The 26,286-nt window shown below is 45.4% G+C and carries 20 protein-coding genes; 8 read left to right on the forward strand and 12 right to left on the reverse strand.

The annotated features are described in order from the left end of the window. Window positions 1-50: 50 nt before the first annotated feature. On the reverse strand, window positions 51-413 hold the full coding sequence (locus QL234_RS11670; RefSeq protein WP_281558014.1) for a DUF5329 family protein: 363 nt from the start codon (window positions 411-413) through the stop codon (window positions 51-53). Window positions 414-465: 52 nt separating this feature from the next. Further along, complete coding sequence (locus QL234_RS11675) at window positions 466-951, reverse strand: nuclear transport factor 2 family protein (protein ID WP_281558015.1); 486 nt, start codon at window positions 949-951, stop codon at window positions 466-468. 202 nt (window positions 952-1,153) lie between these two features. Between QL234_RS11675 and QL234_RS11680 the strand changes: the two genes are divergently transcribed. Beyond that, a complete protein-coding gene (locus QL234_RS11680) occupies window positions 1,154-2,485 on the forward strand; it encodes an oligosaccharide flippase family protein (RefSeq protein ID WP_281558016.1) in 1,332 nt (443 codons plus the stop codon). A gap of 57 nt (window positions 2,486-2,542) precedes the next feature. Here QL234_RS11680 and QL234_RS11685 read toward each other — a convergent pair whose 3' ends face one another. Beyond that, window positions 2,543-2,860 carry an antibiotic biosynthesis monooxygenase gene (locus tag QL234_RS11685; RefSeq protein ID WP_281558017.1) on the reverse strand — a complete coding sequence of 106 codons (318 nt, stop codon included), beginning with the start codon at window positions 2,858-2,860 and terminating at the stop codon, window positions 2,543-2,545. Between the two features lie 135 nt (window positions 2,861-2,995). Continuing rightward, on the reverse strand, window positions 2,996-3,820 hold the full coding sequence (locus QL234_RS11690) for a cyclase family protein (protein WP_281558018.1): 825 nt from the start codon (window positions 3,818-3,820) through the stop codon (window positions 2,996-2,998). Between the two features lie 270 nt (window positions 3,821-4,090). On the opposite strand from QL234_RS11690, the gene QL234_RS11695 reads away from it, so the two are divergent. Further along, on the forward strand, window positions 4,091-5,200 hold the full coding sequence (locus QL234_RS11695; protein ID WP_281558019.1) for a serine hydrolase domain-containing protein: 1,110 nt from the start codon (window positions 4,091-4,093) through the stop codon (window positions 5,198-5,200). A 281-nt stretch (window positions 5,201-5,481) separates the two neighbouring features. Here the strand turns inward: QL234_RS11695 and QL234_RS11700 are convergent, their stop codons facing one another. Beyond that, window positions 5,482-6,891 carry a DUF945 family protein gene (locus QL234_RS11700; RefSeq protein ID WP_281558020.1) on the reverse strand — a complete coding sequence of 470 codons (1,410 nt, stop codon included), beginning with the start codon at window positions 6,889-6,891 and terminating at the stop codon, window positions 5,482-5,484. Window positions 6,892-7,716: 825 nt separating this feature from the next. Between QL234_RS11700 and QL234_RS11705 the strand changes: the two genes are divergently transcribed. Next, window positions 7,717-9,168 carry a BspA family leucine-rich repeat surface protein gene (locus tag QL234_RS11705; RefSeq protein WP_281558021.1) on the forward strand — a complete coding sequence of 484 codons (1,452 nt, stop codon included), beginning with the start codon at window positions 7,717-7,719 and terminating at the stop codon, window positions 9,166-9,168. Between the two features lie 264 nt (window positions 9,169-9,432). Here QL234_RS11705 and QL234_RS11710 read toward each other — a convergent pair whose 3' ends face one another. After that, window positions 9,433-10,887, reverse strand: a complete 1,455-nt coding sequence (locus QL234_RS11710; RefSeq protein ID WP_281558022.1) for a hypothetical protein — start codon at window positions 10,885-10,887, stop codon at window positions 9,433-9,435. Window positions 10,888-11,376: 489 nt separating this feature from the next. On the opposite strand from QL234_RS11710, the gene blaVMB reads away from it, so the two are divergent. Then, entirely contained in the window at window positions 11,377-12,108 is a 732-nt protein-coding gene (blaVMB, locus tag QL234_RS11715; RefSeq protein WP_281558023.1) for a VMB family subclass B1 metallo-beta-lactamase, read from the forward strand. Between the two features lie 261 nt (window positions 12,109-12,369). Here blaVMB and QL234_RS11720 read toward each other — a convergent pair whose 3' ends face one another. Then, window positions 12,370-12,678, reverse strand: coding sequence for a DUF1272 domain-containing protein (locus QL234_RS11720; RefSeq protein WP_281558024.1), 309 nt, complete (start codon window positions 12,676-12,678; stop codon window positions 12,370-12,372). Then, complete coding sequence (locus QL234_RS11725; protein ID WP_281558025.1) at window positions 12,678-13,520, reverse strand: hypothetical protein; 843 nt, start codon at window positions 13,518-13,520, stop codon at window positions 12,678-12,680. Before QL234_RS11725 ends, QL234_RS11720 begins: the two co-directional genes overlap by 1 nt. Before the next feature lie 371 nt (window positions 13,521-13,891). Between QL234_RS11725 and QL234_RS11730 the strand changes: the two genes are divergently transcribed. Then, window positions 13,892-15,703: a winged helix-turn-helix domain-containing protein gene (locus tag QL234_RS11730; protein WP_281558026.1), complete on the forward strand. Its 1,812-nt coding sequence runs from the start codon at window positions 13,892-13,894 to the stop codon at window positions 15,701-15,703. 73 nt (window positions 15,704-15,776) lie between these two features. Here QL234_RS11730 and QL234_RS11735 read toward each other — a convergent pair whose 3' ends face one another. The 4 genes from QL234_RS11735 to QL234_RS11750 form a co-directional block, all read right to left on the reverse strand. Continuing rightward, a complete protein-coding gene (locus QL234_RS11735) occupies window positions 15,777-17,423 on the reverse strand; it encodes an SUMF1/EgtB/PvdO family nonheme iron enzyme (protein WP_281558027.1) in 1,647 nt (548 codons plus the stop codon). Window positions 17,424-17,676: 253 nt separating this feature from the next. Next, window positions 17,677-19,569 carry a serine hydrolase domain-containing protein gene (locus QL234_RS11740; protein ID WP_281558028.1) on the reverse strand — a complete coding sequence of 631 codons (1,893 nt, stop codon included), beginning with the start codon at window positions 19,567-19,569 and terminating at the stop codon, window positions 17,677-17,679. A gap of 167 nt (window positions 19,570-19,736) precedes the next feature. Beyond that, a complete protein-coding gene (locus QL234_RS11745) occupies window positions 19,737-20,273 on the reverse strand; it encodes an SRPBCC family protein (protein WP_281558029.1) in 537 nt (178 codons plus the stop codon). A gap of 216 nt (window positions 20,274-20,489) precedes the next feature. After that, window positions 20,490-20,729, reverse strand: a complete 240-nt coding sequence (locus tag QL234_RS11750) for a hypothetical protein (protein ID WP_281558030.1) — start codon at window positions 20,727-20,729, stop codon at window positions 20,490-20,492. Window positions 20,730-21,082: 353 nt separating this feature from the next. On the opposite strand from QL234_RS11750, the gene QL234_RS11755 reads away from it, so the two are divergent. Genes QL234_RS11755 through QL234_RS11765 form a run of 3 tightly spaced genes read left to right on the forward strand, consistent with a single transcriptional unit; the run spans window position 21,083 to window position 26,225 of the window. After that, entirely contained in the window at window positions 21,083-22,405 is a 1,323-nt protein-coding gene (locus QL234_RS11755) for an efflux RND transporter periplasmic adaptor subunit (protein ID WP_281558031.1), read from the forward strand. Next, complete coding sequence (locus QL234_RS11760) at window positions 22,398-25,541, forward strand: efflux RND transporter permease subunit (protein WP_281558032.1); 3,144 nt, start codon at window positions 22,398-22,400, stop codon at window positions 25,539-25,541. The genes QL234_RS11755 and QL234_RS11760 overlap by 8 nt, the downstream gene beginning before the upstream one ends. 24 nt (window positions 25,542-25,565) lie before the next feature. Continuing rightward, window positions 25,566-26,225: a TetR family transcriptional regulator gene (locus tag QL234_RS11765; protein WP_281558033.1), complete on the forward strand. Its 660-nt coding sequence runs from the start codon at window positions 25,566-25,568 to the stop codon at window positions 26,223-26,225. Window positions 26,226-26,286 lie beyond the last annotated feature (61 nt).

The following is a 26,286-nucleotide window of genomic DNA, read 5'->3' on the forward strand; positions in this document are numbered from 1 at the left end:
TGGTTTGAGATAATGAATTGAAAAGACTCAAGCTTAAATGCAGCAATAAACTATTGTCGGCTGGCCCGGTATACCGCTAACTCTTTTAACAGCCAGTCCTGACTTTTCACCGGGGCCTGATTGCTGCAGTGAATTTTATAATGTTTACCGGAAATTTTACTTTTAGTGGCAGAATATTTGATAAAATCTTCTGTTGATTCAATGTCATCTTTATAGTACCGGTATTTTTCACTGATATGTTTTACCGCCTCACTGCCATTGTGCATAGTGCCGTTTCTTTCATATTGGCAGGAGGTGGTTTTAACCACATTTAATAAATGGTTAATTTCATCTTCTGTAGCGGTTTGGGCCTGGCTTGCCATGGTAAAAAACAAGGTGGTGAACACCGCAGTTAATATTTTAATACTTCTCAAGTTATGCTCTCCAATAAATGATGGCCCGGTAAAAATAACGGCAGGATCCTGGTCAATCCGTATATTCACTCAAGGCTAAATCAGATGGGATTTGCTCAGCTTTGATCCGGGTTGAGTGTAACATCTGTATTTTCCAGCGGTTGTCTTGTTTCACCAGCACAGCACTCTCTAACCAGGCCACTGCCTGTTCACTATTTCCTTCGTTCTTTTCCTTGTTTTTCTCCTTAGAAAAGGTCGCTTTATTCCAGTAACTGACCCAGGCGATATCGCCATAGACACGGCTATTGATCAAATGAAAATAATTGCGTCTGTTATAGTCGGAAGGTTTAATGACATCGATTAGATCCTGCATATCCCAGTCTTCACCGGCTTCGAGCAATTGAAAATCATCGGTGACAACAGCCTGCATTTTTTTATGATCTATAGCCGACATCGCCGAGAATAACTCCTGAACCACCCTAAAAGGCTTTTCCTGAGCATAAGCAGACGTTGTTATTACCAAAGAAAGAACAACAATGAGTGATTTGAATATAGGCATAAAGCGACAACTCCTGTTAATGCTATCAAGCTTTGAGGCTTGTTGATTATTATTGTTATTTGGACTGATGAGCCTAACCGAGTTATCTTTACAATTCAATGTATTGCTCTATAGCTGATGTATATATCATTGAAATATAAGTTAACTTGCTTATTATTATCCTAATATCACTTAATGAAACATAAAATCAGCGGATGAAACCATGTCAGCAAACACAGGCCAGGACACCCCGGTAAAGGATTATTTAAAAAAGGGCAGCCTGATCCTGGCAGTGGCGGTGATCGCCGGTTTTGCCCTTGACTATATCTTTAACCTGACTCTGAGCCGGACGCTGTCCAGCCATGAATACGGCGACTACAAGGTCGCTTTTGCCTTTGCTACTATTACCAGCGTATTAACTTTATTGGGGGGCGACCGGGTTGCGCCACGTATTTTATCCGGGCCGTTATCACAGGGAGATAACCGCAGTGTCTGGGAGTTTTTGCGCTTTTATCTTTTGATCACTGCTGCCCTTTCCCTGCTGGTGATCATTGGCACCGCCCTTGCCAGTTATTGGCATATCGGCTCGACCGATTTAGAGCATCACCACCCGTTACTTTTGATGTCGCTGGCCATTCCCCTGATTTCAATCGGCGCCCTGCTAAGCCGTATCCTGCAAGCGGCGAAGATGCTGGCACTGTCAAACCTGCCCTGGCGTATTGGTCTGCCGCTGTTAAAAACTTTACTGATTTTATTGCTGGCTGTCACCTTAGCCGAAGTGGAATTATGGCACGTAGTCGTATCGGGCATTACTGCCGTGTGTCTTATTATCAGTTGGCAATGGTATAAGATCAGGCAGTTGAATTTAATCCAATTGCAACGTGTCCCCGGCAGCTTTACCGGCAATAAGCTGTTAACACTGTCGGTGCCTATGATGATGGCAATGCTGATCACCCTGGCGCTCAATCAGATCGATTTATTTCTGTTGGAAGTGCTGGCCCCTGAGCATGAGGTGGGACTGTTTGCCGCGGCCGCCACCACCAGCCATATCTTGCCTGTGGTGCAAACCACCATCGCCGGTTTGTTCCTGCCGCTCATCGGTCCCGCGCTTGAAGGTAATGCCGAGCGTGCCAGAGCCCTTTTTTGGCAAGGACAAAAATTAATTAGCGCCAGCATTTTATGTCTGGTGATAACCCTGCTTTTCGTCGGCTCCTGGCTGCTTTCTTTTTTCGGCAAGGATTATGTGCAGGCGGAGCAGGCCCTGATCTATCTTGCTTTAGCCTATGCCTTATGGGGACTGGCCGCATTTGCTTCTACCTGGTTACAATATGCTAATAAAGGTAGTTATGTTATTCGTATCGGCTGCGCTACCCTGGCAATAGATGCCGGTCTTAACTTATGGCTGATCCCTTTATATGGCATCAATGGCGCTGCGCTTGCGACCTTGATTGCCATGGCTTTTGCCGCCCTGATGACCTGGATTGTCTACTACAGGTCATTAAGCAAACATGCCAATAAAGTCATTGATAATGACAGTGCGATAAAGGCAAAATAAATTGTCAGGGTAAAGCAGGTTAATTTTAATGTCTGCCAGATAACAGACAATTAAGGGCTAAATGCCGTAGTCGCGCTCGACCTTAGATATTCTTACTTTGAACGCGGCATACCAGTTTTCACGACCTAATTTTTGCGCCTCAAGATGTTCGATATTGGCTTTCCATTTCTTTATCGCTTCCAGATCTGACCAATAAGAGACGGTGATGCCGACATCTTCCCGGGCCGACTCTACACCAAGAAACCCCGGTTGCTGCGCAGCCAGCTGTAACATTTTCTCTGCCATTTCCCCGTAACCTGAATCGCCCGGTGTACGCAGGCTGGTAAAAATAACCGCATAATAAGGCGGCTTGGGGGTCTTTGCGATAAGGTCCATCGAAACTCCAATGCTTTTTATTGTGTTGTAAAAAATCAAGCGGCAAAGCACTTTACCTGTGATAGCCCCCGGATAAAAGGATAAAATTCGGGGGCTAATTCTTCACTCGCCATCCTCCCCGGACAAGCCCGATAATCAACGGTTTGGTACGAAAGCAACGATGCGTAACGGGCCACCGCTGCCCCCCTTGATCTTCATCGGCAAGGCAACCACAGTAGCACCGGTTGCCGGTAAACTGTTAAGGTTGGCAACATTTTCAAAACCGGGAATATTATGGCTGAACAGGGTGACATGGCTTTGAAATTGGGTTGACTTGCCATAATCCAGGCTCGGGGTGTCCAGACCGACGGCTTTTATTTTCCGTTTGCTGGCAATAAACTCGGCGGCTTTGGGATGAATGCCGGGAAAGCTTAATTCTTTTACTCCCTGCTCGCCGCGTTTTACCGTACCCATATATTTTTTCTGATCGCCGTAATAGCGGGCAAAGCCGGTATTAACCAGTAAAATACTGCCATCCGGGATCTTGCCTTGCTTGGCTTCCCAAGCCTGAATATCGGCAACGGTGAGTTGATAATCCCGGTTTTGAGCTGTTTTGCTGCTGATATCTATTACCACCGCCGGGCCGATAAGTTGTTCTAAAGGGATTTGTTCAACACTTTGTTGTCCCTGATAAAAATGCACCGGAGAATCCAGATGGGTGCCGCCATGCTCGGCGGCGGCAAAGTTATAAGCGGAATAATAAAAACCACCCGGGGTTTGCCCTTCAAAAACAGTGGTTTTCTTAAACGGCTCAGCGGTTGGCCAGTAAATGGATTGCTCGTTAAATTCATGGGTGAGATCCAGCCATTTGCCGCTGGTGAAATCCTGGCTTTGCACGCTAAAAATGGTGGTTAAGGCGTAAAGGCCCAAGGCCGCGAAAGTCTTTCGCCAGAAACCGGGGAAAGCATACTGCTTGTCCATATTCATCTCCTTATTGTTTATGGTGATAATAGCCGAGATAAGAATAACAGCAATAACATCTATTATCACAAACGAAAGCTTATAATGGATGCCCTCTGAGTTTTTAGTTTTCCCCTTGCTGTATACTCTGCTGCTGTATTGCCTTATAACAAGTTAAGATTATTGTAACTTTATTACTGGGTGCTTCATTTAAAACGAAATTAAATCAATGTATTAATGTGTTTGATGAAGTCAACCCAACTACAAGTCAGCCATATTAAGGAGGAATGATTGATAGTTAAACAATTTATTATAGGAGTGGCTATATTAGTAATGGTTGCGTTAGTGGGATGCAGCCAGACGAAAGAAGAATTAAGTGTAGAAATAACCCAGCAGCTAGAAAAAAACTCTAAAGTACATGGGATCCCAGCACAAGCATTAGTAATTATGCATAATCAGGAGGTTTTGTATCGTAATAGTGTTGGCGTTAGAGATATAGAAAATGGCCTACCGGTAACGAATAAGTCGATATTTCCAATATATTCAGTAAGCAAACTGTTCGCCAGTACTTTGGTGTTGCAGCTTTATGAATCTGGCCAATTGGATTTAGCTGCCCCGGCTTCAAAATATGTATCAACCTTACCCAGTTCTTGGCGTGATATTCGGGTTGAACAGTTTTTAAACCACGCTTCAGGAGTACCCGAATATTATGGTTATAAAAATGGGGAATACGAATTTCCGCGTACAATTGAAGAAGCATTTAATCGAATGAAAGATAAAGGATTGTCATTCAGTCCTGATACGCAAATGCAATATAACCAGACAAATTATTTAGTGATCAAAGCTGTTTTAGAGGCGATTACTGATATGTCTTATTACGAGCTGGTTAACAAGAAAATTATTAAACCATTGGGCTTAAAAGAGACTTGGTTTGGATTAAAAGAGGTACCTAAAGAGCACCTTGTTTCCTCGTACCTTCCCGAAAGTGGAGGCGGTTATTTAAAGAACGAGGTCCACTTTCCCGAATATGCTATTTCACATTCTGACGCTTATTCATCATTAGATGATCTGAGCAAGTTTATGTCATCACTGGCACAAGGCCTGCTGATCTCACAACAGTCTTTGGTTGAACTTTGGCGCCCTTATAGATTATCGGATGGTGATGAAGGATATTTTTCCACAGGCTGGGATTATAACCGTGCAGGAGGTTGGCATGAAGTTGGGCACGATGGAGGGACTCTGGTAAGAGTGAGAATTTTGTTTCAGAGCAGTTTAGATGACCATTATATAATTGTTTATTTAACAAATGGTAACAAGGATGGTGTTTGGTCACGAACCCTTGTGGATTCAGTTCAAAATTATGTGATGCCAGGTTTGTTTTCTCGAATCCCTATAAACTAACCATAAAATTTTGTTAAATAATTTCATGGTTAGGTTCTTGGCGTTTTTTATTTTAACAGGGGCTAATTTGTGAAAATAAAGTTTAACATGCACGTCAATGCACAAAACGAATGCACAAAACGGGACACCCCAAAGTTTGATTTTGTTGATACTTAGGTCGACACCGTTAAAACAAGGTACCAGATAAATCGTCAGTCTTGGAAGGGGAATAAGTAGTCTGAGGCAGAAAAGTATGAAGTGGCTTTAGATAAGCCACTTCTATCACAAACGGCTAATATCCGCTAAAACGGCAGCGGCATCGGTTTTTCATTAACCTTAAGCTCGCTGTCTTTCAGGCTGATACTGGTGCTGTAGCCTTTATCCGTTGCCACTAACAAACCTTGCTGTTCAAGCGACGCTAATATGGTCGGTACTTGTTGAGCAGCTATTTGCGCCAGTTGCTCTTCACTCATGCCTTGGGTTTGCGGGTTATTTTGTAATTGAGCTTTCATCGCATGTACGGCAATAAATTCAATCACGGCTTTATCGCCGCTTAGCTTACCGTCAACTAAGGCATGTGACAGCCAGAAAGCCGGATCCAGTAGTTGATCCGGTAATGCGCTGATGCCCACTAAGCTGGTATGAAGGTTACTGTTAAAGCTGCCTTGCGGGAAAGTGCCACGTAAGCTGGTGATGTTCACTTGAGGCTCGCCGGCCACTAAAGACAACAGATTAGCGCCCATAAACTCCATTGCCTTAGCACCTGCTTCTTCAGCTGACAGCTGATTGAGTGTGTTGGTAAAATCCAGGTAAGACTTCAAAAATGCTTGGCTGATATTGGTGATCTCAAACTCAAGGGCCAGATCTTCACCGTGGAATTCATCTATATCGACCTTTTTAGTGCCGTAGGCAAGTTGCATATTCCCCTGTTGTTTTTCCTGATTGAGCTCAGTAATGACCTTTATATACAGGTCGGCAATGTCAATGTTTTCGTTTTGTGCTTTATTATTGAACTTGATGGCAGAAAAGTTAATGGTTGTATCAGAGTCATAAAAAGCACCTTCAAAGATTTCTTCAAGGGAGGAGGATATCTTCATATCCATAGTCAATCTTTCAACCTTGGCGTCCATTAACTCTGAAGTGGCGGAAAAGCTATCGACCCCTCCCAGGTAAGTTAATTGTTCATTCTGATATTGCCCTTTGCCCTGAAAACCGCTAAAAGTTAACTGAGTTTTATGCTCTTCAATATCGGCAGTAAATGACGGAAAGCTGTCGTTATAGTGATAACCACCTAAAACATTCATATTGCCATGAGCCTGATAAAAAGGAGTTTGCTCAGCCCAATCCAAATGTTCACGTAATTGCTCACCGGCAACTTGTACCGTCCAGCCGAGCCAACCAAAACCGGCATGTTCACCAAAGCGAAAGGGGCCGTGGGAAGCGCTAAAATCGACTTCTACGGAAAAAGGGTCAACTTCAGGGGCATCTGATACACCCGAGACAGCATTGACATCCATGCTTACCAGCAAGGTTGCCCGGGTTGAAAACCAGGATGATTCCATGTTTTTTACTTCAACCGTGTATGCCGGATTTACATTCGCGGCAGTGATTATTTCATCAATAGACGACTCAAGTTGAGTGCCAACAATCTTAGGTGCAACAACACCGGTAAGCACTGCTGCCGGAAGCAATACAGTTAATAGTTTTTTCATTAAGATAAATCCAAATTACAAATGGGATGGAAAGGAGGCTTGATATTATTATTTCCATCATTATCTCATATTTACAGGCGGCTGTAAGTTAAAATGTAAAATATTTGTTATGAAAGATGCTGGCGTTATTAATTTTCACAACCGAACAGGACATCTCTAAGTTTTGAGTGTCCTTGATTACTTCTAGTTATTTTACTGGCAATGGTGTTCACTATGACTCACGCATGACGTTCCCAAATTTCCCTTTTCGATACCTGTTATTACCATTTGGTTTCCCGCTGTATTTGTCGCACTTTACTGTGCGGTGATGATAAATATATCAACAAGAATTATCATCACAGGTGGCAGTGGATGGTTGATCGTATCCGTTTTCTTACCTCGGTATTTTTGATTGAAGTGGCCGCTTATTGTAGTGATGTCAAATCACTACCACTTAGTGGTATATGCTAGCCTTTGATTTCCGCTCCATGGCATTTATTGCCCTTTAGCAAACTCTTCAAAAATTCGTTGAACCGATAATTTGGTCTCAAATTCATTTAAGGTAGTTCCTTGCGCATTGCTGATATTAACACTAGAAATACCCCCATATATTTCCTAATGATTTGAAAAGCTTATTTATTGCTTCATATCAAACTTCAGGGATATTCGTTTGTGGATGCCCCATACTTTTGATACTTTTGCCAACCAGGGAAAAGGCATAAAATTTGACGAATAGTTTTTATTTGAGCATTCAATAACACAGATGGCTAACGATATAAATATTGCCACAATTAACAACTTAGAAAATCAATAGACCCAAAACCACTTTAGGAAAGAAATATAGCTATGCGGATACTACGAAAATCACTAAGGATATTGTCTAGCAGTACGCTATTGCTTTTAACTGCCTGTAGCGGTGGTGGAAATTCCGATAATACGGGATTAGATACAATCCCTCCGGTTATTACCCTTCATGGTGACAGCACAATGACTTTGCCCCTGGGAAGAAGTTATAGTGAGCCAGGAGCAAGTGCTACCGATAATGAAGATGGCGTTGTTGAGGTTGCTATTTCCGGCGCTATTGATACCAGCACTTTAGGTAATTACACCCTTACCTATACCGCAACTGACATTGCCGGCAATAGCGCGAGTATAACCCGTGATATTATTGTCTCGGCTCCCAGACCTTTTATCACCACGTGGGAAACCAATGCCAACGGTAAAGCCTTTTCAGACGATAATCAAATCATGATAGATACTGATGGCACGGGATATGACTATCAGGTCGACTGGGGTGACGGCACCGTGGATGAACATGTTACCGGTGATATCGTACACACATACGCTGCTGAAGGTACCTATACCGTTACAATAAACGGTAGTTTTCCTCAACTTTATTTTGAAGCGCCTATTGACGAATATTATGATCTTTATAGCAGTGACCACAACAAGCTACGTTCAATCGAGCAATGGGGCGATATTGAGTGGCGTTCAATGCATCGCGCTTTTGCAGGCTGTAAATCCCTGATCAGCAATGCAACGGATAAACCTGATTTGTCGAATGTGAGCGACATGAGCTCTATGTTTGAGGGTGCTGAAGTATTTAATCAGGACCTTAGCAGCTGGGATGTGTCTAATGTTACGGATATGAGTGCTATGTTCTTTGGGGCCAAGGTTTTTAATCAGGGGCTAAGCAGTTGGGATGTATCGAATGTTACCGATATGAGCGACATGTTCTTTCTTGCTGAGGCCTTCAATCAAGAGCTAAATAGCTGGGATGTATCGAATGTTACTGATATGAATGGCATGTTCGATTTTGCTAAGGCCTTTAATCAAGAGCTAAACAACTGGGATGTATCGAATGTCATGGATATGGGCCATATGTTCTATATGGCAAAGGTCTTTAATCAGGAGCTAGGCAGCTGGGATGTATCGAATGTCACGGATATGGGCGCTATGTTCTCTGGGGCCGAGGCCTTTAATCAGGATCTAAGCAATTGGGATGTATCGAATGTCATGTCTATGCACAGCATGTTCGGGAATGCCGGTAACTTCAATCAGGATCTAAGCAGTTGGGATGTATCAAATGCCACAAATATGTTTGGGATGTTTGACGGAGTAACACTTTCAACAGAGAACTATGACGCATTACTGATTGGTTGGCTTAACTTTCCTTTGCAGCACAATATTTCTTTCCACGCTGGCAATAGTCAATATTCAAATTCAGCGCAAAGTGCCAGAGATGTTCTCACGGTTACCTATGGGTGGAACATCAGCGATGGTGGTGTTGCCAATTAAGTTGACTATGCAAAATGTGAATGTTCAGGCAGCGTTTTTTAAAAATACTGACTGAGGTGATAAATATTGGGGGCCAATCTCCCAATATTTATCCTACATTATTTGTTGTCCGCTGTTGGTCGCCTAAACGAGCGAAGTGCGTATGCCAAATTGAGTGCGGACAATGTCTGGAAAGTGGCAGAAAGCGTCCATGCTTGCTAATTCTTTGCGTTGGTCATATATCTGTAGCTTTCGAAAGTGCTAAAGCATCATCTAGTTCAATTATCACATATTGACATCATAGGTTTTATTCATGATATCAACAGAGATATTGTTATTGTGCTTGAAAGCAACAATTCGGTTGACCTTAAGCTGCTTACTTCGGACAAAATCAATAAAGGTTTTTGTGTAACTTGGTATTACCTTAGCAATGGTATTATCGTAAGGAATGTGCAGAAAGTCTGCTTGAAAAATAATCCCGCTGTCTTTGAAATATACAAAGCTTTGCCTTTTTGAGTGCATATTTTCCAATACATAAAAATGTGCTCCATCAATGACTTGCTCATGTTCAATGGTTTGAAACTTGAACCTGGTGATATCGTCAGCAAAGCGTGGGTAGGCTTTGATGGCAGAAATACTATATTCATCGGCAAGTATTTCAATACCCTGATCCACAAAGACTTTGAGGCCATCAATTTGATCTCCGTGAGGATGGGTAACATAAACAGAGGTGATTTTCTTATTTGGAAATTTTTCAAGAATAAGCTTGATAGTTTTCTCTGCTAAATCGGAATCTTCAGTTGCACCATATACCGCAATTTTATCACCGTTCACTTTAAACAAGCTATTTTGATAGGCTGAAGCATCGGTAACAAGGTATAGGTCTTGTGCAATTTCTTTTGACACTAACACCCCGTCCCATTTAGGGATTTTGGAGTTATATCCTTCTGGAACCTGAAGTTTGCCAGGGTCCACTTTATCAATGATGCCAAAGTGATCATTAAAGGTTATATAGGTTGGTTCCGTTGTTCCTTCAAAATATTTGTGTACGGTTCTGGCATAGGTTAAACCTCTAGTCGTTTGATAGTCACTATAGACAAAAATGCCACTTTGGCCCCCCTTGTTGATTGACACAAGCTGCAATGGATTGTGACTAAATTTATAATCGATAACATTATCATCAGAAATTTTATGGGTAAGCGTTGTGTTTCCCGGTATGCTGTCCTGGTGAAGGGTAATATTTTCCTCAATATTGGCTTCTTCAAAGAGAGGCCTTACTGCCAGAAAGTCGAAATTCATGACAATATGGTTTTTAAAGATATCAAAGTAATCCATGCCTCTTTTGAAACTAGCTTTCCCTATGGTCGTGGCACTTCTTTCATAAAAAAAACTTTCTGTATTATTCTGCATTTTAACTCTGTCGTATAGCCGCCCGCCTGCATAATAAAGGATATCGTTATCATAAAAATGCTTTCTTGCCAGATCCACCTCGGCCGATCTTACCGACATGTATACGTTTGGTGTTTTATAGTCCCAATAATTAAGGTCTCTATATTGTTTGTTTGTGAAGTGCTGATTCAGTGTGAAGGCGTTAATTGACAGTGTTTTTTGATAGTGTGTTTTGAGCTTAGCGACAAACTCTTCAGCTTCTGCGGCTAATGCTGTTGATATCGTGATGTTGAAGAATGTCAAACAAGCAAATACAAAGGTGCGTGAATAACGTGTTAGGTTAACTTTCATCGGTAATTCCTTATTTTTATTTAGGTTAGATCACCCGTGCCAAATAAAAAGTGGTGAGTTTTGCGCAAAAATAGTGTTGGGCAAAGAGGCACTGGATGACTAGCTCCTATCAACCAGATAGCCCTAATTAGGGCTAATATAGATCTTCGTTTAACGTTACAACAGGCATGTTATGTAAAAATGCGAGGGGTCAAGTTTTACAAAAGTTTACATGTGATTTTGCTGAAATATTGTCGCTTGAAAATTCAGTTTTTGGCTGTCTTGCTTTGCTAGTTAAGTTGTCATGTTTTGCCATAATTCATCATGACTTGAGCATTGTTCTAGCAAAACTTAAAGATATACTAGCCCTCACTAAATGGGCGCAACATAGTAAGTGGTTATAGATACTCGTTTAAACCGGGACCAATAACAGTTGGTTCTTGCTCCTGCGTCGCTTATTTTGACCAACGATTATTTCCCCGTTAATGGGGCGTTAGAGGCTATTTAACTATGAAATCAATTATTCTACTTATACTCGTTTTTCCTTGTATTGCTTTTGCAAAGAATGAAAGTGTTAAACAACTTAAAATTAAAAAATTAAGTGATAACGTCTATCAGCATATTTCATCTAGGAGGGTTGAACCATGGGGGGTAGTAGAGGCATCAGGTCTCGTTGTTATTAATGGTACTGAAGCACATATGATTGACACTCCTTGGACAACTCAGGGAACTAAAGAATTAATTGAGTGGATTGAAGCTAAAGGGCTAACTTTGAAAAATACTGTCGTTACTCATTTTCATGAAGATGCTAGCGGCGATTTACCACTTTTAAATGATCTAAAAATAAAAACTTATGCAACATCATTAACCAACAAACTGCTCAAATCAAACCAAAAAGAAACGTCTAGTGATGAAATATCAAGTAATACATTTGAATTAGTTGATGGTGTCGTGAGTGTTTTTTACCCGGGAGTAGGACATACAGAAGATAATATTGTTGTTTGGCTGCCTAAGGAAAAGATACTATTCGGCGGCTGTTTTGTTAAAAGCCTGCACAATAAACATTTAGGCTATACTGGGGACGCTGTTATTGGTGAATGGTCAAACTCTATTCAGAAAGTCATTAATCGCTATCCTGATATTAAGTTAGTTGTTCCTGGGCATGGTAAAGTTGGAGACGTTAGTTTACTCACTCATACACAAAAATTAGCTTTGTCTGCAAAGGCCTCTAACAAGGACTAAAAACCGTTGGCTTTAGCTCCTTTGTCGCTTATTTTAGCCAAATATTATTAAGCCGCTTATCGTGGTATTATCGATACACAATCTAATCCAAATTAGCTTTAAGTGCCAATCTCCTAATGTCGCGCATGTGGCAAAACCGGTCTAAAACCACTGAAACAGTATCAGTTAAAAAAGCCTGTTTAAACCAACTACCTTGCGCTTCCTTAGTTTCCATTTACCTGTAAAGCTCCCGACCAATCAATCAGCCTAAAGGAGCATATGTTAACGTGCTTTCGGATCAATAGCTTTTGCCAATGCTGCAAAGGCTTTTATCTCGTCCAGGCTAAATTTTGTATGAACCCTTTGTGTTGCAGCTTGCTGATGAGCCAGGCTAACCCCTTTTCTGCGGGCTGTTTTGGGCCTTACCGGCCTGGGGGTGAAACCACCGCCACAGTTTGGACAGACATTTTCAAGCACTTCAAGCACACACTTTTGGCAAAAGGTACATTCATATGTACAAATCATGGCATCGTCGGCATCCGGCGCAAGATCCTTATCGCAGTATTCACAGTTGGGCCGAATTTCCAGCATCAGGACTCCCCTTCTCTATTCTCTTTATATTCCGGCCATTTCTTATTGATATAATCCAGCCACTGTTGCTCCAGTTGATGATTATCTTTGTTAAAGTGCCCTAAAAACTTAGCATTACACTTTGCCTGATCATCCCGGCAGCCGTCTGTTACCAGTTTCAGCGCTTCAAAATAGGAGCTTTTGCCGTAGGTTTCCAATAAAAATAAAGTGGCCGCCCCGGCACGAGAGTAATTAGGACGCTTGGGATCCATGGCATGGGCAAATTCGGCATTTTCTTTTAAAGACTTCACCAGGCGATCTTTCCAGGTGAGCATCTGTCCGGCTACAACCGTGGCCAAGCCTTCCTCAATCCAATAAGGCGACATGCTTTTTTCTTGTTCCTGTGCCAGCTCATCCTCGCTTTTTAGCAGGCATTGTTCACTGTCAAATTCTCCACGCAGGGCATAGGCATAAGAATGCGCCAGTTCATGTTTTACCAGCTCGCGCAGTACCACAAAGTCGTGAGAGCGTTTGTCCCATTTATCTGGGTTGATCACCACCTGATCATTGGCGGTCAGCATAGAGCCTACCACATACCAGGCTTTCTCCCAGTCAAGATTAGTACCGGCAAGGCGTTCCCAGTGGGAGCGATCGGTTGCTACGTACAGGCGAAAGGGAGACTGGCGGTCCAGCTCAAAGAAATTTTGTAATTCACTATCTAATGCTAAGGCCGAGTCTGCAATTTCCGTTGCCAGTTGTTTATCTTGTGCATAGTGATAGATGGTAAAAGCGCCTTTACCCGCTTTTAATTCAATGGCCTGGAACTTGGGATCTTGCCAGCAATAGCTTGCTGTTTTAGCCATAACCGGCTCAGGAGCGGTTGCGTGCGTGTTTGCCAATCCGTGAGCATGAGAAACATGAGTCATTAAACACAGGCCGATTGTTGCCATCACCGGGCTGGCCAAAAAAGTTTTTACAAATGCATTCATTAATATATCCAATTATTATTTTATGCGATTAAAAGATACTGGCCGATTTTATCGCCGATACTAACTGATGCCGGACCAAGTCATTGCCGCTTCTGTTAAATACCATATCAATTTGCATTTGATATCACTACGCCTTACATCCCGCTAATCAGTTGCTTCGTCGATAAATCAATGCAGCTTTTAGCGCCGATCAGTTATGATGACAGAGAAAATGATCAAACAGCCAAGTTCAGATAATAAAAATAATGCGTTATCAATTTACCGATTTTGAATTTAACAGTACCAGTCTTGTGCTGGCAAAAAATGGCGAAACAATCGATATTCGCCACAACGAAGCCAAAGTACTGGCCCTCTTGCTTGAACAAAAAGACAATGTCCTGAGCAAGGAAGAAATCCTATCCCGGGTTTGGCAAGATAAAGTGGTGTCGGAACAGGCCGTTTTCCAAAACATCAGCCACTTAAGAAACCTTTTTGGCAATCAGGCTATTAAAACCTTCCCCAAACGGGGTTATCAATGGCAGCTCGAAACGCAAATACTTTCATCGGCTGCAAAGCCTGCTACCAGTCCTGACGAAACAAGGCAACAAGCCGTCCCTTCTGCACCGGGGCAAAAGCGGGCTTACTGGCCGTATGCGGTGCTGGCAGGCATGGTTTTGCTAATGGTTGCGCTAATGAGTTGGCAAAATGAGCCGGTGCAGCCAAAGACTGGACCGGCCATAAAAATGGCCTATATCCCGCTCACCGACAACCGGGACAGCAGCATCACCTTAAAGGATGATGTTCATTTTGATTTCACGCCATTAACGCATCTGGATACCGCCTATTTTGAAGCCTCAGCTGAGCTTGAATACCCAAACCTGACAGATGAACACCCGTTTGTGTTAACCGGTCACAGCCGCACTTACGGCGGGCAGACACACCTGGATTTCTTATTAAAAGGCCCTTATGGCCAGTGGCAGGGACAAATCAGCGCTGCGTCAAAAGATGAGGCGATAAAACAAATGCAACAGCATTTACAGCAGCCTTTTATCTATGAATTGCTCAGCAGCGCCCAGGCCCCCGAACTTAAGCAGGCTAATCTGCTGATCGCCCACCAGCAGGCGCCTGAGGATCTCATTGTTCTTGATAATCTGATCACCACTTATATCGAAACCGGTGAACTTGAAAAAGCTATGGTGATGGCAGATAAGCTGGCCAGCATCGCGCTTAGCCAAAACAATGGCCAGCAAACCGGCAATGCTTATCTGCAGCAAAGCAGAATTTTAACCAGCAAGGAGTTATTTGAGTTAAGCGCGCATAAGCTTGCTTTAGCAATTGAGCAGTTTGAGCACATCGGCGATTTAAAACGCCAGGCGGATGCCTGGCATGCACACTCTTGGCTTGACCATCAACAAGATGATTATCCTGCGATTAAATCCAGTTTACTCAAGGCGGCACAGCTGGCTTTTGATGCCGGGGATAAAGCGCGGGAGCTGGATGCCCTAACCTACCTGTCGGTAATGGCCCATAAACATCATCAGGAAGCCGATAAATACCTGTACCTGCAGCAGGCTGAAAATAAGATGAAAGCGTATCAGCTGCCAGTGTATCATTTTGCCAAAGTACCATTCCATTATGCTATCTTTGCTAAAAAGCGGGCAGATAAAGAGCCGCATTTAAAACAAGTGCTCGAATTTACCGCGTTAACCCCGGATCACTGGGTGGCGCAGTCAAGCCGCAAGCAGCTGATGAAATATTATATCGACCAGAACCGCCTGAGCGAGGCCCGGGCATTGGTTGACAGCCTGACAAGCGATAATGCCCACCGCTCTTACCTGAAAACCTTGTTGGCACAGGCCCGGCAGCAACCTGAGCTGTTTATCAGCCATGCCCAGCGTACTTTCGAACAAGCCCACCTGGCAGGAGAACGGTCGTTGAGTTTAGATGTCGCCTTGCTGCTATGCTCTACCCCCGACAGCCAGGTAAACTTTGACTTTTATTCGCAATACATTCATGAAAATGCCCCGCTGTACTGGCGGCGCGCCAATAAAAACAAGTTACTTGCCCTTAAGTTATAAGGAGCATAAGGTGTAGCCAATAACAAAAAGGCAGGATATCCCTGCCCTTTTGCTGCAGCTTATGCCTGCGGTATTAACCCTGTTTAAGGGTTAACCAGTTTAACTTCCAGTTATTATCCAGGGATTTAACCGTAACCGTGTTTTTCCCTTTTTTAAGATAAACTGCTTTTCCCTGTTGGGTTTGCCACTCATGATAGCCCCCGGTTTTCACTACCTGGTTTACCCCGGCTTTTTCATCATTGGCATAGAGCTCGAAACCTTTGGTATCACGCGGTGAAGCAACACGATATTCGAGCTGATAAAGTCCGGCTTTTGCCACTTCAACCTGATATTTAAGGCTGGCGTTATCTGAAATGCCGCCAACCCCGGTGAAGTTATAGCCACCGTCAACATCTGAAGTTTGCGTAAGCTCGCTGCCGCTGTAATCTGATGCCCATTGCGCCTCGACTCTGCCGGGAACATTGACCCAGCCAGCCTTGGTAGAAACCGGCTCGCTATAATGCCCTTGCTTATGGTACTTCACAGCCACGACCGTATAGTCGTATTTATAGGGACTGACATTACTGTCGGTATAGCTGGTTTGCGTTAAGTTACTCGCCAGCAGTTTAAACATGCCGCCGGCAATTTCATTGCGGTAAACCCGGTAGCTTTCAACATCACTCTCTTTGCTTTTATCCCAGCTGATGGTTACCGCATCGCTGGTTTGCTGCAATGTGACATTGGTCACGGCTTGCGGGAATTCAGGCTGTATATTGCGGCGTTTTTGCTCCTGCTCCTGGGCAAAGGTCAGCCTGGCCAGGAACCGCTTGCTGGCTTTTGACAGTTTTGGCGCCTTGCCGTCAAGCGCCAGGCGGAAACCGTCCACCCCGCCGGCAAAGTCCTCAGGAAAACTATTGCGTTGCACCAACGGCCAGTGACTCCAATGCCAGCTGCTGCCGCGGATAGCACGGCTTTCACAGCTACCTTCGAGGTTGGCAGAGCCATCGCTGCTTGCCTTGGAGTAATCCCCGCTATAACAATCTGCCAGCATTTCGCGGATATTACTCACCATATCATGCAGGCCAAACGGGTTGGCTTTATACATACCTACGATACTGGCATAACCCGAGTGATCGGCACAATCGGCAATTTCCCCGGTCCAGTTGTAATAACTGGTATTGCTGTCGCGCTGCAAAATATTTTCACCGCTGAGATCGCCGGTATTTTCATAGTCGCATACCAGGGTATTATCGCTGTCATCACCAAAATAATAATTGGTTTTTGTCCCTGCCCTGGCGGCATATTCCCATTCGGCTTCCGAAGGCAAACGGTAGGGCTTGCCGGTTTCCTTTGCCAGCCATTTCACATAGGCGTTGGCGTCCTGCCAGGTAATGCAGACTACGGGCTGGTATTCACTGGTATTTAAGGCATTGGTTTCCCAGTTGCCTTTAGAGCCGGGTCTGAACCAGCCGTTTAACTCGTGTCGGCACTCCTTTGATGCCGGGTAGTTGGTAGCCCGGATAAACTGACGAAACTCGTTCACTGTGACTTCATATTTACCCATGCTAAATTCTGGCATATCAACCTTATGTAGAGGCTGGGCATTGTTATAATCCATAGAGCCCATTTCGAAACTTCCCGCAGGAATGGTGACCATTACAGGCTCTATCGGTCCGCCGGCATAAAGCGCATAGCTGTTTGCAGATAAACACAGGGCAATAAATAATTTGTTTACTTTCATTTGAGCTTCCTTTTTTAAAGAGAGCACAAGCATGAAAAAGCCGGGCTGGAAAATCCTATAAAAAAGCTAGATATTGCTTAAAATAGAAAAATTATAGATTTATAAGGTTTAAAAACAGCCTGTTAAAAACATGTAAGCACCTGTTTTAAGTTGTCTTTTAAGGAGGTGGCAAAAATTAAGGAGCTGAGACGAAAAAATGTGATTGCAGCTGCCCGCAAAGTCCAAATGCGGTTATTTTAACCCGTTTCCCGGCCTACCAGGACCATAAACTTAAGCCGATATAATTAAAATACCAACCGTAAACCGTCAGCATCACCAGGGCGGATACAGAAATCAGGGAAAAATATCTGGCGCCAGAATGGGGTTCAAGCCGCCACATTTTTACAAGTTGCAATAATCCCAACAAGGAACAAATGGCAAACACCAGAGTAAAGATACAGATAAACAGTGTTTGCCAGTTCAGTTGTCCCGCCTCTTCGGGAGACAAGCAAAATAAGGCCATCATCACTATAGCCAAAGACACGCTTGCCAGGGCAGGATATAAGCGCAGGCTAAGCCGCCCTTTTCCGGGCAGTTTACCCGAAGTATGGTTTATCAACCAATAGGGAAGATACAACAGGGTAAGCTGCACAGCAAAAAAGGCCCATGCCAGCATAATTGGTATACCCCAGGCAGCAAAGGCGCTTGACTTAGCATAATATTGACCGTCAAACACGAATACTTTGCCGTCAACCGATTCTTTGATAAAAACCCCGCTGGCATGGCTGTTGCCCGGCAAACGAAATTGTTGCTGCCCCACATGCAGCAACCTCTCCCCTTCGCCGATAACAGGTATCAGATCTATTTCGCTGTCGCGTGCCTCAATAATGATGGTATCTAAGGGATAACTGAGACCGGCAAAAATTTCATTGCGGTTATTCACCATACGGTAGTAGCCGCCGATCTCAGCATCAATACCGGCAACTTGTATTTGCTTGCCGGGAGGATGATCTTTTGCCAGGTAGCGGGTGATGAGTGTCAGCAGGGTATGAATATGCGCAGAGTCGGAGTTGACGACCAGTGCATAACCCTGACCGATTGCCGGCGAATAACCATATGCGGCTAAAAATCCGGCGATGGCGCCGCCGTGTCCTAACCAGGGCCGCCGGCTCTGGCTGCTGGAATAAAGCCCCAGGCCATAACCGTAATTAAGACCTGCCCGGGCAGCCAAAGTCGTGCGTGGTTGTTCCATTTGCAAGATATCGGCAGCGCTGATATCCGCCAGGATATTTTGCCGGTTACGGGTTAACAGCAAATGGCCGAACAAGGCCAGCTCATATGCCCGGGTCTGTATGTTGCCGGCAGAGCGCAGATAAATATCCCGGTAAGGCACGGCTTTCCCGGCGCTATACCCTTGGCTTAACTTCTGCTGATGGCTGGACGATGGCCCCATAGTGGAGTGCTGCATCGCCAGCGGCTGCAAAATATGTTGCCTGATATATTGCTCAAAACTCTGGCCGGAAAATTTTTCAATGATATAGCCCAGTACGCCATAACCCGGGTTTGAATAGGCATGCCGTGTGCCGGGTTGCCAGCGCACTTTTAAAGCGCCTGCATCCCGGTTGACGGCATCGAGCAGGCTGATCCCGGGATCGGAAGTATTATAGATATTGCGAAAGTGCATATCATCCAGCCCGGCGCTGTGTTCCAGCAGATGCACCAGTTTTACCGGATGTGTGGCCTGCCAGGGATTCTCTATTTTGACCTCCGGCGCCAGGTCAGTAAGCTTGTCCTGCAAAGTCAGCCGTCCCTGTCCGGCCAGCTGCATAATGGCCAGGGCGATAAAGGTTTTAGTGGTTGAGCCGCCCCGAAACAGGGTCTCTTGTTCTACCGGTAACGCCTTATCTATATCCCGTGTTCCCAGGGCCTGCTGCCAATAAATCCCCTGTTCATCAAACAAGGCTATTTGCAGGCCGGGAATTTTTTCCAGCGCCAGCAAAAGCTCCAGCCGCTGTTTTAGCTGAGGCAAAGAGTGCGGGATTGAATGGGCGGAAGTGTGAAACGAATGGGCTGAGGTTTGCGGAGTTTGTGCTTGTCCGCTTTGCAGTCCGTAGACTGTAAGGCAAAGTAAAAAAATCCCCGTTATTAGCCAAAAAAGCCGTTTCATTAAAACTCCCGTGCCGAACATTAGCTGATACACAACCCGCCAGTGATGCGCTGATAAAACACAAAACGGGCCGCAGCCCGCTTTTTACAACAAGGTTAGCCCGGCTGAATCGTTACCGGGCAGACACAGAGCAGGCATAGTTGGCTGCCCGAAAAAATCAGTCAGCGCTACCGGCTCTCCTGAATTTCTTTCAGGTTGTCCAGGCCGGTTTGCAGATCGTCACCGATAATTTTTTCAAAATCCATAAACAAAAACATCAGGTTCATGGGGTAGTCCATATGGCCGCTAAAGCCCCATTTTACTTTGGTCTGGTTACCGGAAACATCTTCGGTGATCATATAGGCGGGCTCGGTTGCCTCAAAGGGTTTAAGGAACCTTAATTCAAAATCGATGCGGTGACCGTCTTGTATGGCGACGATTTCCTGTTCACCCGTGCCCACTTCCTCGTGTTGAGAGTCCCAGGCGGAAACAAAACCGACTTCCCCGTCAATGCCCCGATAGCTCTTGGTCATATTGGGGTCGATATTAGCCCACTTACTAAACTCATTTTGGTTCTTCAGGAAACGAATATAGTTAAACACCTGATCCTTAGGTTTATTAATCACCACTTCCCTTTCAACGTCATAACTTGTTTTCACAAATATCGCCATTACCAGAGGAATGGCAATGATAGTGACTATTACTAACGCGATTTTTTTTAACATAAGAAATTCAACCTGTTATTGTTTTGCTCTAGTGTGGCCTAATAAGATTAAATTTTCAATTGCCGGGTTTGGCAATATATCTCCGGATAGTGACACTGCCCGTAAAGCAGTTAATAAAAAGCCAGCAATTTAGTATTACTGGCTTAAGTGGTTTTTCCGGTTATAGACCGAAGCTATGGGTAAACTTGCTGCCCGTTAAAATCTGGGACAGTATTTTTAATTGATGAAGCCGCAAGCAGCACCTCTGGTGACCCTATAATAAGACGTTACGGTTCCTGTAATCGTCTCCATGTCGCCACGGCATTGATTTATAAACATTTCGCCGACAACCTGAGAATAACTGGCGTCTGAGTAATAGGTAATCGTAAGTAGATAGCCTGCATATACATGAGAAGCATACGAAAATGATAAAGCTGCTACCGCTATAGCAGCGGCTTTTTTTAATGCTGTTTTCATAAATAAATCCTTTCATTGTTACTAACATTAGCCAGGGACAGAAAACAAAAGTCAATTTTCCTAATTCATTTTGCTACTGCGCTCTTCCCTGAAATTTCACAATAATACAACAAATTTTTATTGTAAAGCTTACAAAGCATCATTTTTAAAGCTGATGCTGGCTCGGCTTATTCAGAAAAAAGTCAAAAGCCAGCTGGTGTTGCAAAACATAGCTGCGCTTGGAAGCCTTGCCGGGCGGTCGATTTGTAGCCATTAACCTCCCCCCGCTTGCATGGAATTTAAACAATTCGTTGCATACATACCAAGGAGTATGTAAAATCCCGCCAAAATAAACATTCTCGATGGTATGTATAATGTCAAAACGAAAAAATCCAGGTAAGCGTTACTTAACTACCTTCCCGGCCCGAACATTCAGGCTAAGAAACTATCTCTTGTGTATGCTCTTAAGCTGCACCGCTTTTAGCTCAGTTTCAGCATCGCAAGTCAAGCGTCAGCCGGTACGGGCGGTTGCAGTAGAAACGGGTACTGTCTATGACTGGGCTTTCAGTGAAGGGGTCGCACAGGGCATTCGCCGTGAATACCTGAGCTTTGAAAAAGGCGGCAAAATCACCTTTATCGCCAGTGACGATAACCAGATCCCGCTGCGCGCCGGTAGCCGGGTTTATGGCCCTAAAGCTGGGGAGAAATTCGGCCAGTTACTTGCCCGGGTTGACGAAAGGGCCGATATCGAGTCGGTCCGTGAATTCGAAGCCGCTTTAAATGCCGCCCGCCTGCGCATTGCCCAGGCGGACTCTCAGTTAAAACAGGTGGAAAATAACCTGCAGCTGGCAAAAAACAGCTTTGCCCGTAACGAGTCTGTCTGGAAAAAAAAGCTGATCCCAAAAGAAAAATATGAGGCTTCCCGTACCGAACTGTTAAATGCCAAAGAATCGTTAACCACCGCCAAAGCCGAGCTGGCTGCGGCCAGGAGCCAGGAAAAATCGGCCCTTGCCCAGCTGAACCAGGCTAAGGTTGCCCTGGAAAAAACCAGTATTTTTGCCCCTTTTGACGGGGTGCTGCGTAAGGTCAACGTACGCCAGGGGGATTATTGGGGCGGTCCGGCGGCAGCCACCAGTGACCGCCAGCGGGAAGCCTCGTCTGCCATGGTCGTTGTTGATACCAGGGAGTATGAAGTCACCCTTAATGTTCCCTATTATGCCGGTGACAAGTTACAGGAAAACCAGGCGGTATTTCTCAGCTGGAGTCCGGCGAAACTGCTGGCGGCGGCAAAAAGCGGCTTTAGCGGCAATCAGGTGAGCCAAGGTGTTGTCTATTCCGTCAGCCCCAGTATTAATCTGGAGCAAAGGGCGATAGAAGTGAAAGTACATACCCGCTCGGGTGCCGGACTATTAAAAGACGGTATGCATGTTACCGCCTGGATCATGGTGGATAAAAAAGAAAATGTCACCCTGGTGCCCAACAGTGCTATCGTGACCCGCAACAATAAACCTTATGTTTATGCGGTAACAGAGCAGAATAAAGCCGAACTGGTGGCAGTACAAACCGGTATCGAGGATCTGAACCAGGTGGAAATCACCCGTGGTCTCAGTACCGGCATGCAGGTGATCACCGAAGGCAAGCACAAAGTGGTGGACGGCAGCGATGTACGTCTGGTGCAGGAGTCTTTGCATGAATAAGTCTTCTTTTGCCTATAAGTTGTTTGTCGAAAAAGTTATTTCCTCCTTATTATTGGGGGTCTTGCTGCTGGGCGGCGTACTGGCCTATAACGCCATGCTGAAAGAAAACAACCCGGATCTGGAAATTCCCCAGGCGCTTATCACGGTGGAATGGCCGGGGGCCGCCGCAGAGCAAATAGAAAAAGAAGTCACCAAGCCGTTAGAAGATGTGCTCAATGGTTTAAAGGGCTTGAAAAAGCTGCAAAGCGGCTCGCAATATTCTTTTGCCATCATTGCGGTAGAGTTTAATACCGATATTTCTATTTCCGATGCCATGGTACAGCTGCGCGCCAAAGTAGATGAAGGTCAGGCGGAATTCCCGCAGGCGGTAAAGAAACCGCTGATAGAGCAGGTTTCCGTTAATGACTCGCCGGTGATCGAATATATGCTCTACGGCGACCTTGACGACTACGCTTTTAGCCAGGTAGTAAAACGCATCGAAAAACGCCTGGAAGCGCAATCCGGGGTAAAAAAAGTTGAAAAAGGCGGCTATCGTGAAACCAGCGTACATGTGCGCCTGCTGCCCCACAGGTTACAGTCCCTGCGTATCTCCCCCAATATTGTGCGCCAGCGTATCGAAGAAGCCAACCAGGATATGAGCTGGGGCGAATTTGACAACAGCGAAACCATTATCCAGCTGTACCTGGCGGGCCGTTTCGACAGTATTGAAAAATTACGGGCCTTGCCGGTCTACCGTATGGGCGATAACCGTGTGGTGCGCCTGGAAGAAGTTGCTTTGGTATATAAGGGACTGGACAAGGTAAAGTCGGAAACTTACTTTTCCCAGCATGGCTCACAGTTCACCCAGGGGGTATCCCTTGGCGTGAAAAAACGTCCCGGGGTCGATACCATTACCCTGATCAATGAAGTTAAAACCCTGATGGCTGAGTTCGAACAGCAAAGTTTCTGGCCGAAAGGGCTTAAGGCCGCCGTCATCAGCGATGAAAGCGAGATCATCGAAGAGTCATTTAACAACGTTTTCAACAATATCTGGCAGGCGATGCTGGCGGTGTTTATTATCTTAATGGTACTGCTGACCTGGCGCGAAGCCCTGATTGCCGGGCTGGCAATTCCGCTTACCTTCCTCGGGGTACTGCTGGTGCTGGGGATGCTGGGTTATACCCTAAATACTATGGTGATCATCGGCATGGTCCTGGCGCTGGGTATGCTGGTGGATGTCTTTATCCTGGTAATGGAAGGCATGCATGATCATCTTTATGAGAAAAAAATGTCTTTTGCCGATGCCGCCATGGCAACGGTAAAAACCTATGCCATGCCGGCATTTTCCGGCCAGCTCACCACCATTTTGGCGATGGCGCCTATGATGGCCATTGGCGGTATCGACGGTAAATTTATCCGTTTGATCCCGATCACTGCTGTCTTGTGTCTGATCTTCAGCTATATCATTGCCTTTGTGATCTGTATTTCCCTGTCGCAATTTTTATTGAAAAATACCGACAATGCCGGTCCCAGCCAGGTTGACCGTTTTGCCAGACTGGCCGGCAGCAAGCTGCGCGCCTGGCTGCTGAAAAATGCCCTGAAAAGCCGTAAACAGGCACTAAGCTGGCTGATGGCAGTGCTGGGAGTCTGGCTGGTGTCCATCTATTTGTTTACCACCCTGCCCTCCCTGCTCTATCCCAAGGCGGATGGCCGTAACCTGGCGATCACCATAGAGCTGGCACCGGATGCCCCGCTGGAGAAAAGCCGTGAAGTGGCCAAACTCGCCGGTGACTACCTCAGGCAGCAGCCCTTTTTTGAAAATGTTGCCATGTACGTGGGGAAAAAGAGCCCGCGCGCCGTCGGCTCCATCACCGAACAGCTCTCCCTTAACGAAAGCCCTAACCTGATAGGTTTTTCTGCCTTGTTTGTACCTAAAGGCGAGCGGGATAAGTTGGGTTATCAATATGTTGAAAGCTTAAGGCAGGGACTGGAGCAAACCTTGTATCATGTACCCGGGATCACGGTCTTGTTTAAACCCGAAGTGGGCGGCTCCAGCAGTGACGACCCCTTGCAGTTGGTGTTGCAGGGTGCAGACATGGAAACCCTGAGCGAAATTGCCCGGCAGGTAGAGCACGAGTTGAGCGCTATCGAAGGAGTCACCGATGTTCGTAACAACCTGGGCCCGTGGAAAAGCCAGGTCAGGGTGATTGCCAATGCCGAAGCATTAAACTTCCACGGCATCACAGAGCAGGACTTTGCCAGCCAGTTGCGTATTGCCACAGAAGCAGACGAATACGGTAAATTTAAGATTGCCGGGATTGAGGACGATTTAAAAATTCGTTTAAGCACCTACTGGGAAAGCCGGGGTGAAGAGATAGGCGGCCCGAGATCTATGGCGGAGATCAGCCTGATTAATATTTTCAGTCCGCAGGGACACCTGGTGCCGGGAGGTAACCTGGCGGATTATGAATTGAGTGAAACGCCGCCGGTTTTTACCCATAACAAAACCCAACGCTCAATTACGGTAAAAGGTAAACTCGAAGGCATTACCGTCGGCGAGGTCATTCAGCGCCTGCAACCCAGCATGGAAACCTTCGAACAAAACTGGCCCCAGGGTTATAGCTATCACTTTGCCGGTGAGGCACAAAGTTCGGAAGAAACCTACGGTGCTGCCGGTATGGTATTTGCTGTTGCCATCTTTATGGTGTTTGCCGTGCTTACCCTGGCGCTGAACTCCTTTAAACTGCCGCTGGTGGTATTGATCACTATACCTTTAGCCTTGATCGGCACCTTCACCGGTTTCTGGCTGTTCGGCATCGCATTTTCCTTCCCGGCGATGATAGGTTTGATTGCCCTGGTAGGCATAGTGGTCAATAACGCCATTGTGATGGTGGATACCATGAACAATCATATAGATGACGGCAAGCCCCTGGTGGAAGCCTGCGCCAGCGGCGCGGCAGACAGATTGAGGCCTATTTTAGGCACAACGGTTACCACTATGGTCGGGCTTATTCCGCTGGCTTATAGCGATCCCATCTGGTTTCCCCTTTGCATGGCGATCATCTTTGGCCTGCTGGCATCAACCGTGGTGGCCATGATTGTCATTCCGACAATGTATATGTTAGTCTCGCACCAGCAGCAAACCGGGCCGGCTTAACGCCTGCCCCTGACAATACAGATTATGGCCAGAAAAACGAAAGAAGAAGCAGAACGTACCCGTAAAACCCTGATCCACGCCGCCTTAATGCATTTCAGCGAGCATGGTGTTGCCCACACCACGCTCAATGATATTTCCAAGGCGGCCGGAGTCACTAAGGGGGCGTTTTACTGGCACTTTAAAAACAAGCTAGAAATTTTTGAAGCCATAGTCGAAGCCTATTCACAGCCTTTGGATGAACAAGCCACCAATATGCTCGAACAGGCGGCGGAGCCCCTGAGCGGGTTATTTCAATCGCTGGCGTATTACGCCAGCGAGGTGGAGAAATCTCCCGAATTAATCGCCTTGTTTACCGTGTCGTTTTACAAGTGCGAATATACCCGGGAGTTGACCCCTTTGCTCAAATTTGACCAGCAAGAAGTGGCCAAAACCAAGGAAATTATCACCACGGCATTAAAAAAGTTACCGGATAACGGCTGGCAGAATAATCAAGAGGGTAATCCTGAACTTATAGCGACTATAGCCATAGACGCGGTTACGGGGACTTTAATGCGCTGGTGCCGGGACAGACAAGGCAGCCTGTCCGGGCAAATTCTTGATGCCGCTAAAATAGTGTTATCCGGCAGCGGTATCCGCCCGGCCCTGCTGGAGCAAGCCGCAGCTTCGATTAATCTGGCTCAATAATAAGTGCAGATGTCTTCTTTTTGTTGGTAAGTGTTTAACAAAGAACTGACAACGACTTTGT

The organism is Thalassomonas sp. RHCl1 (genome assembly GCF_947387555.1).
In the GTDB taxonomy this organism is placed as follows: Bacteria; Pseudomonadota; Gammaproteobacteria; order Enterobacterales; family Alteromonadaceae; genus Thalassomonas.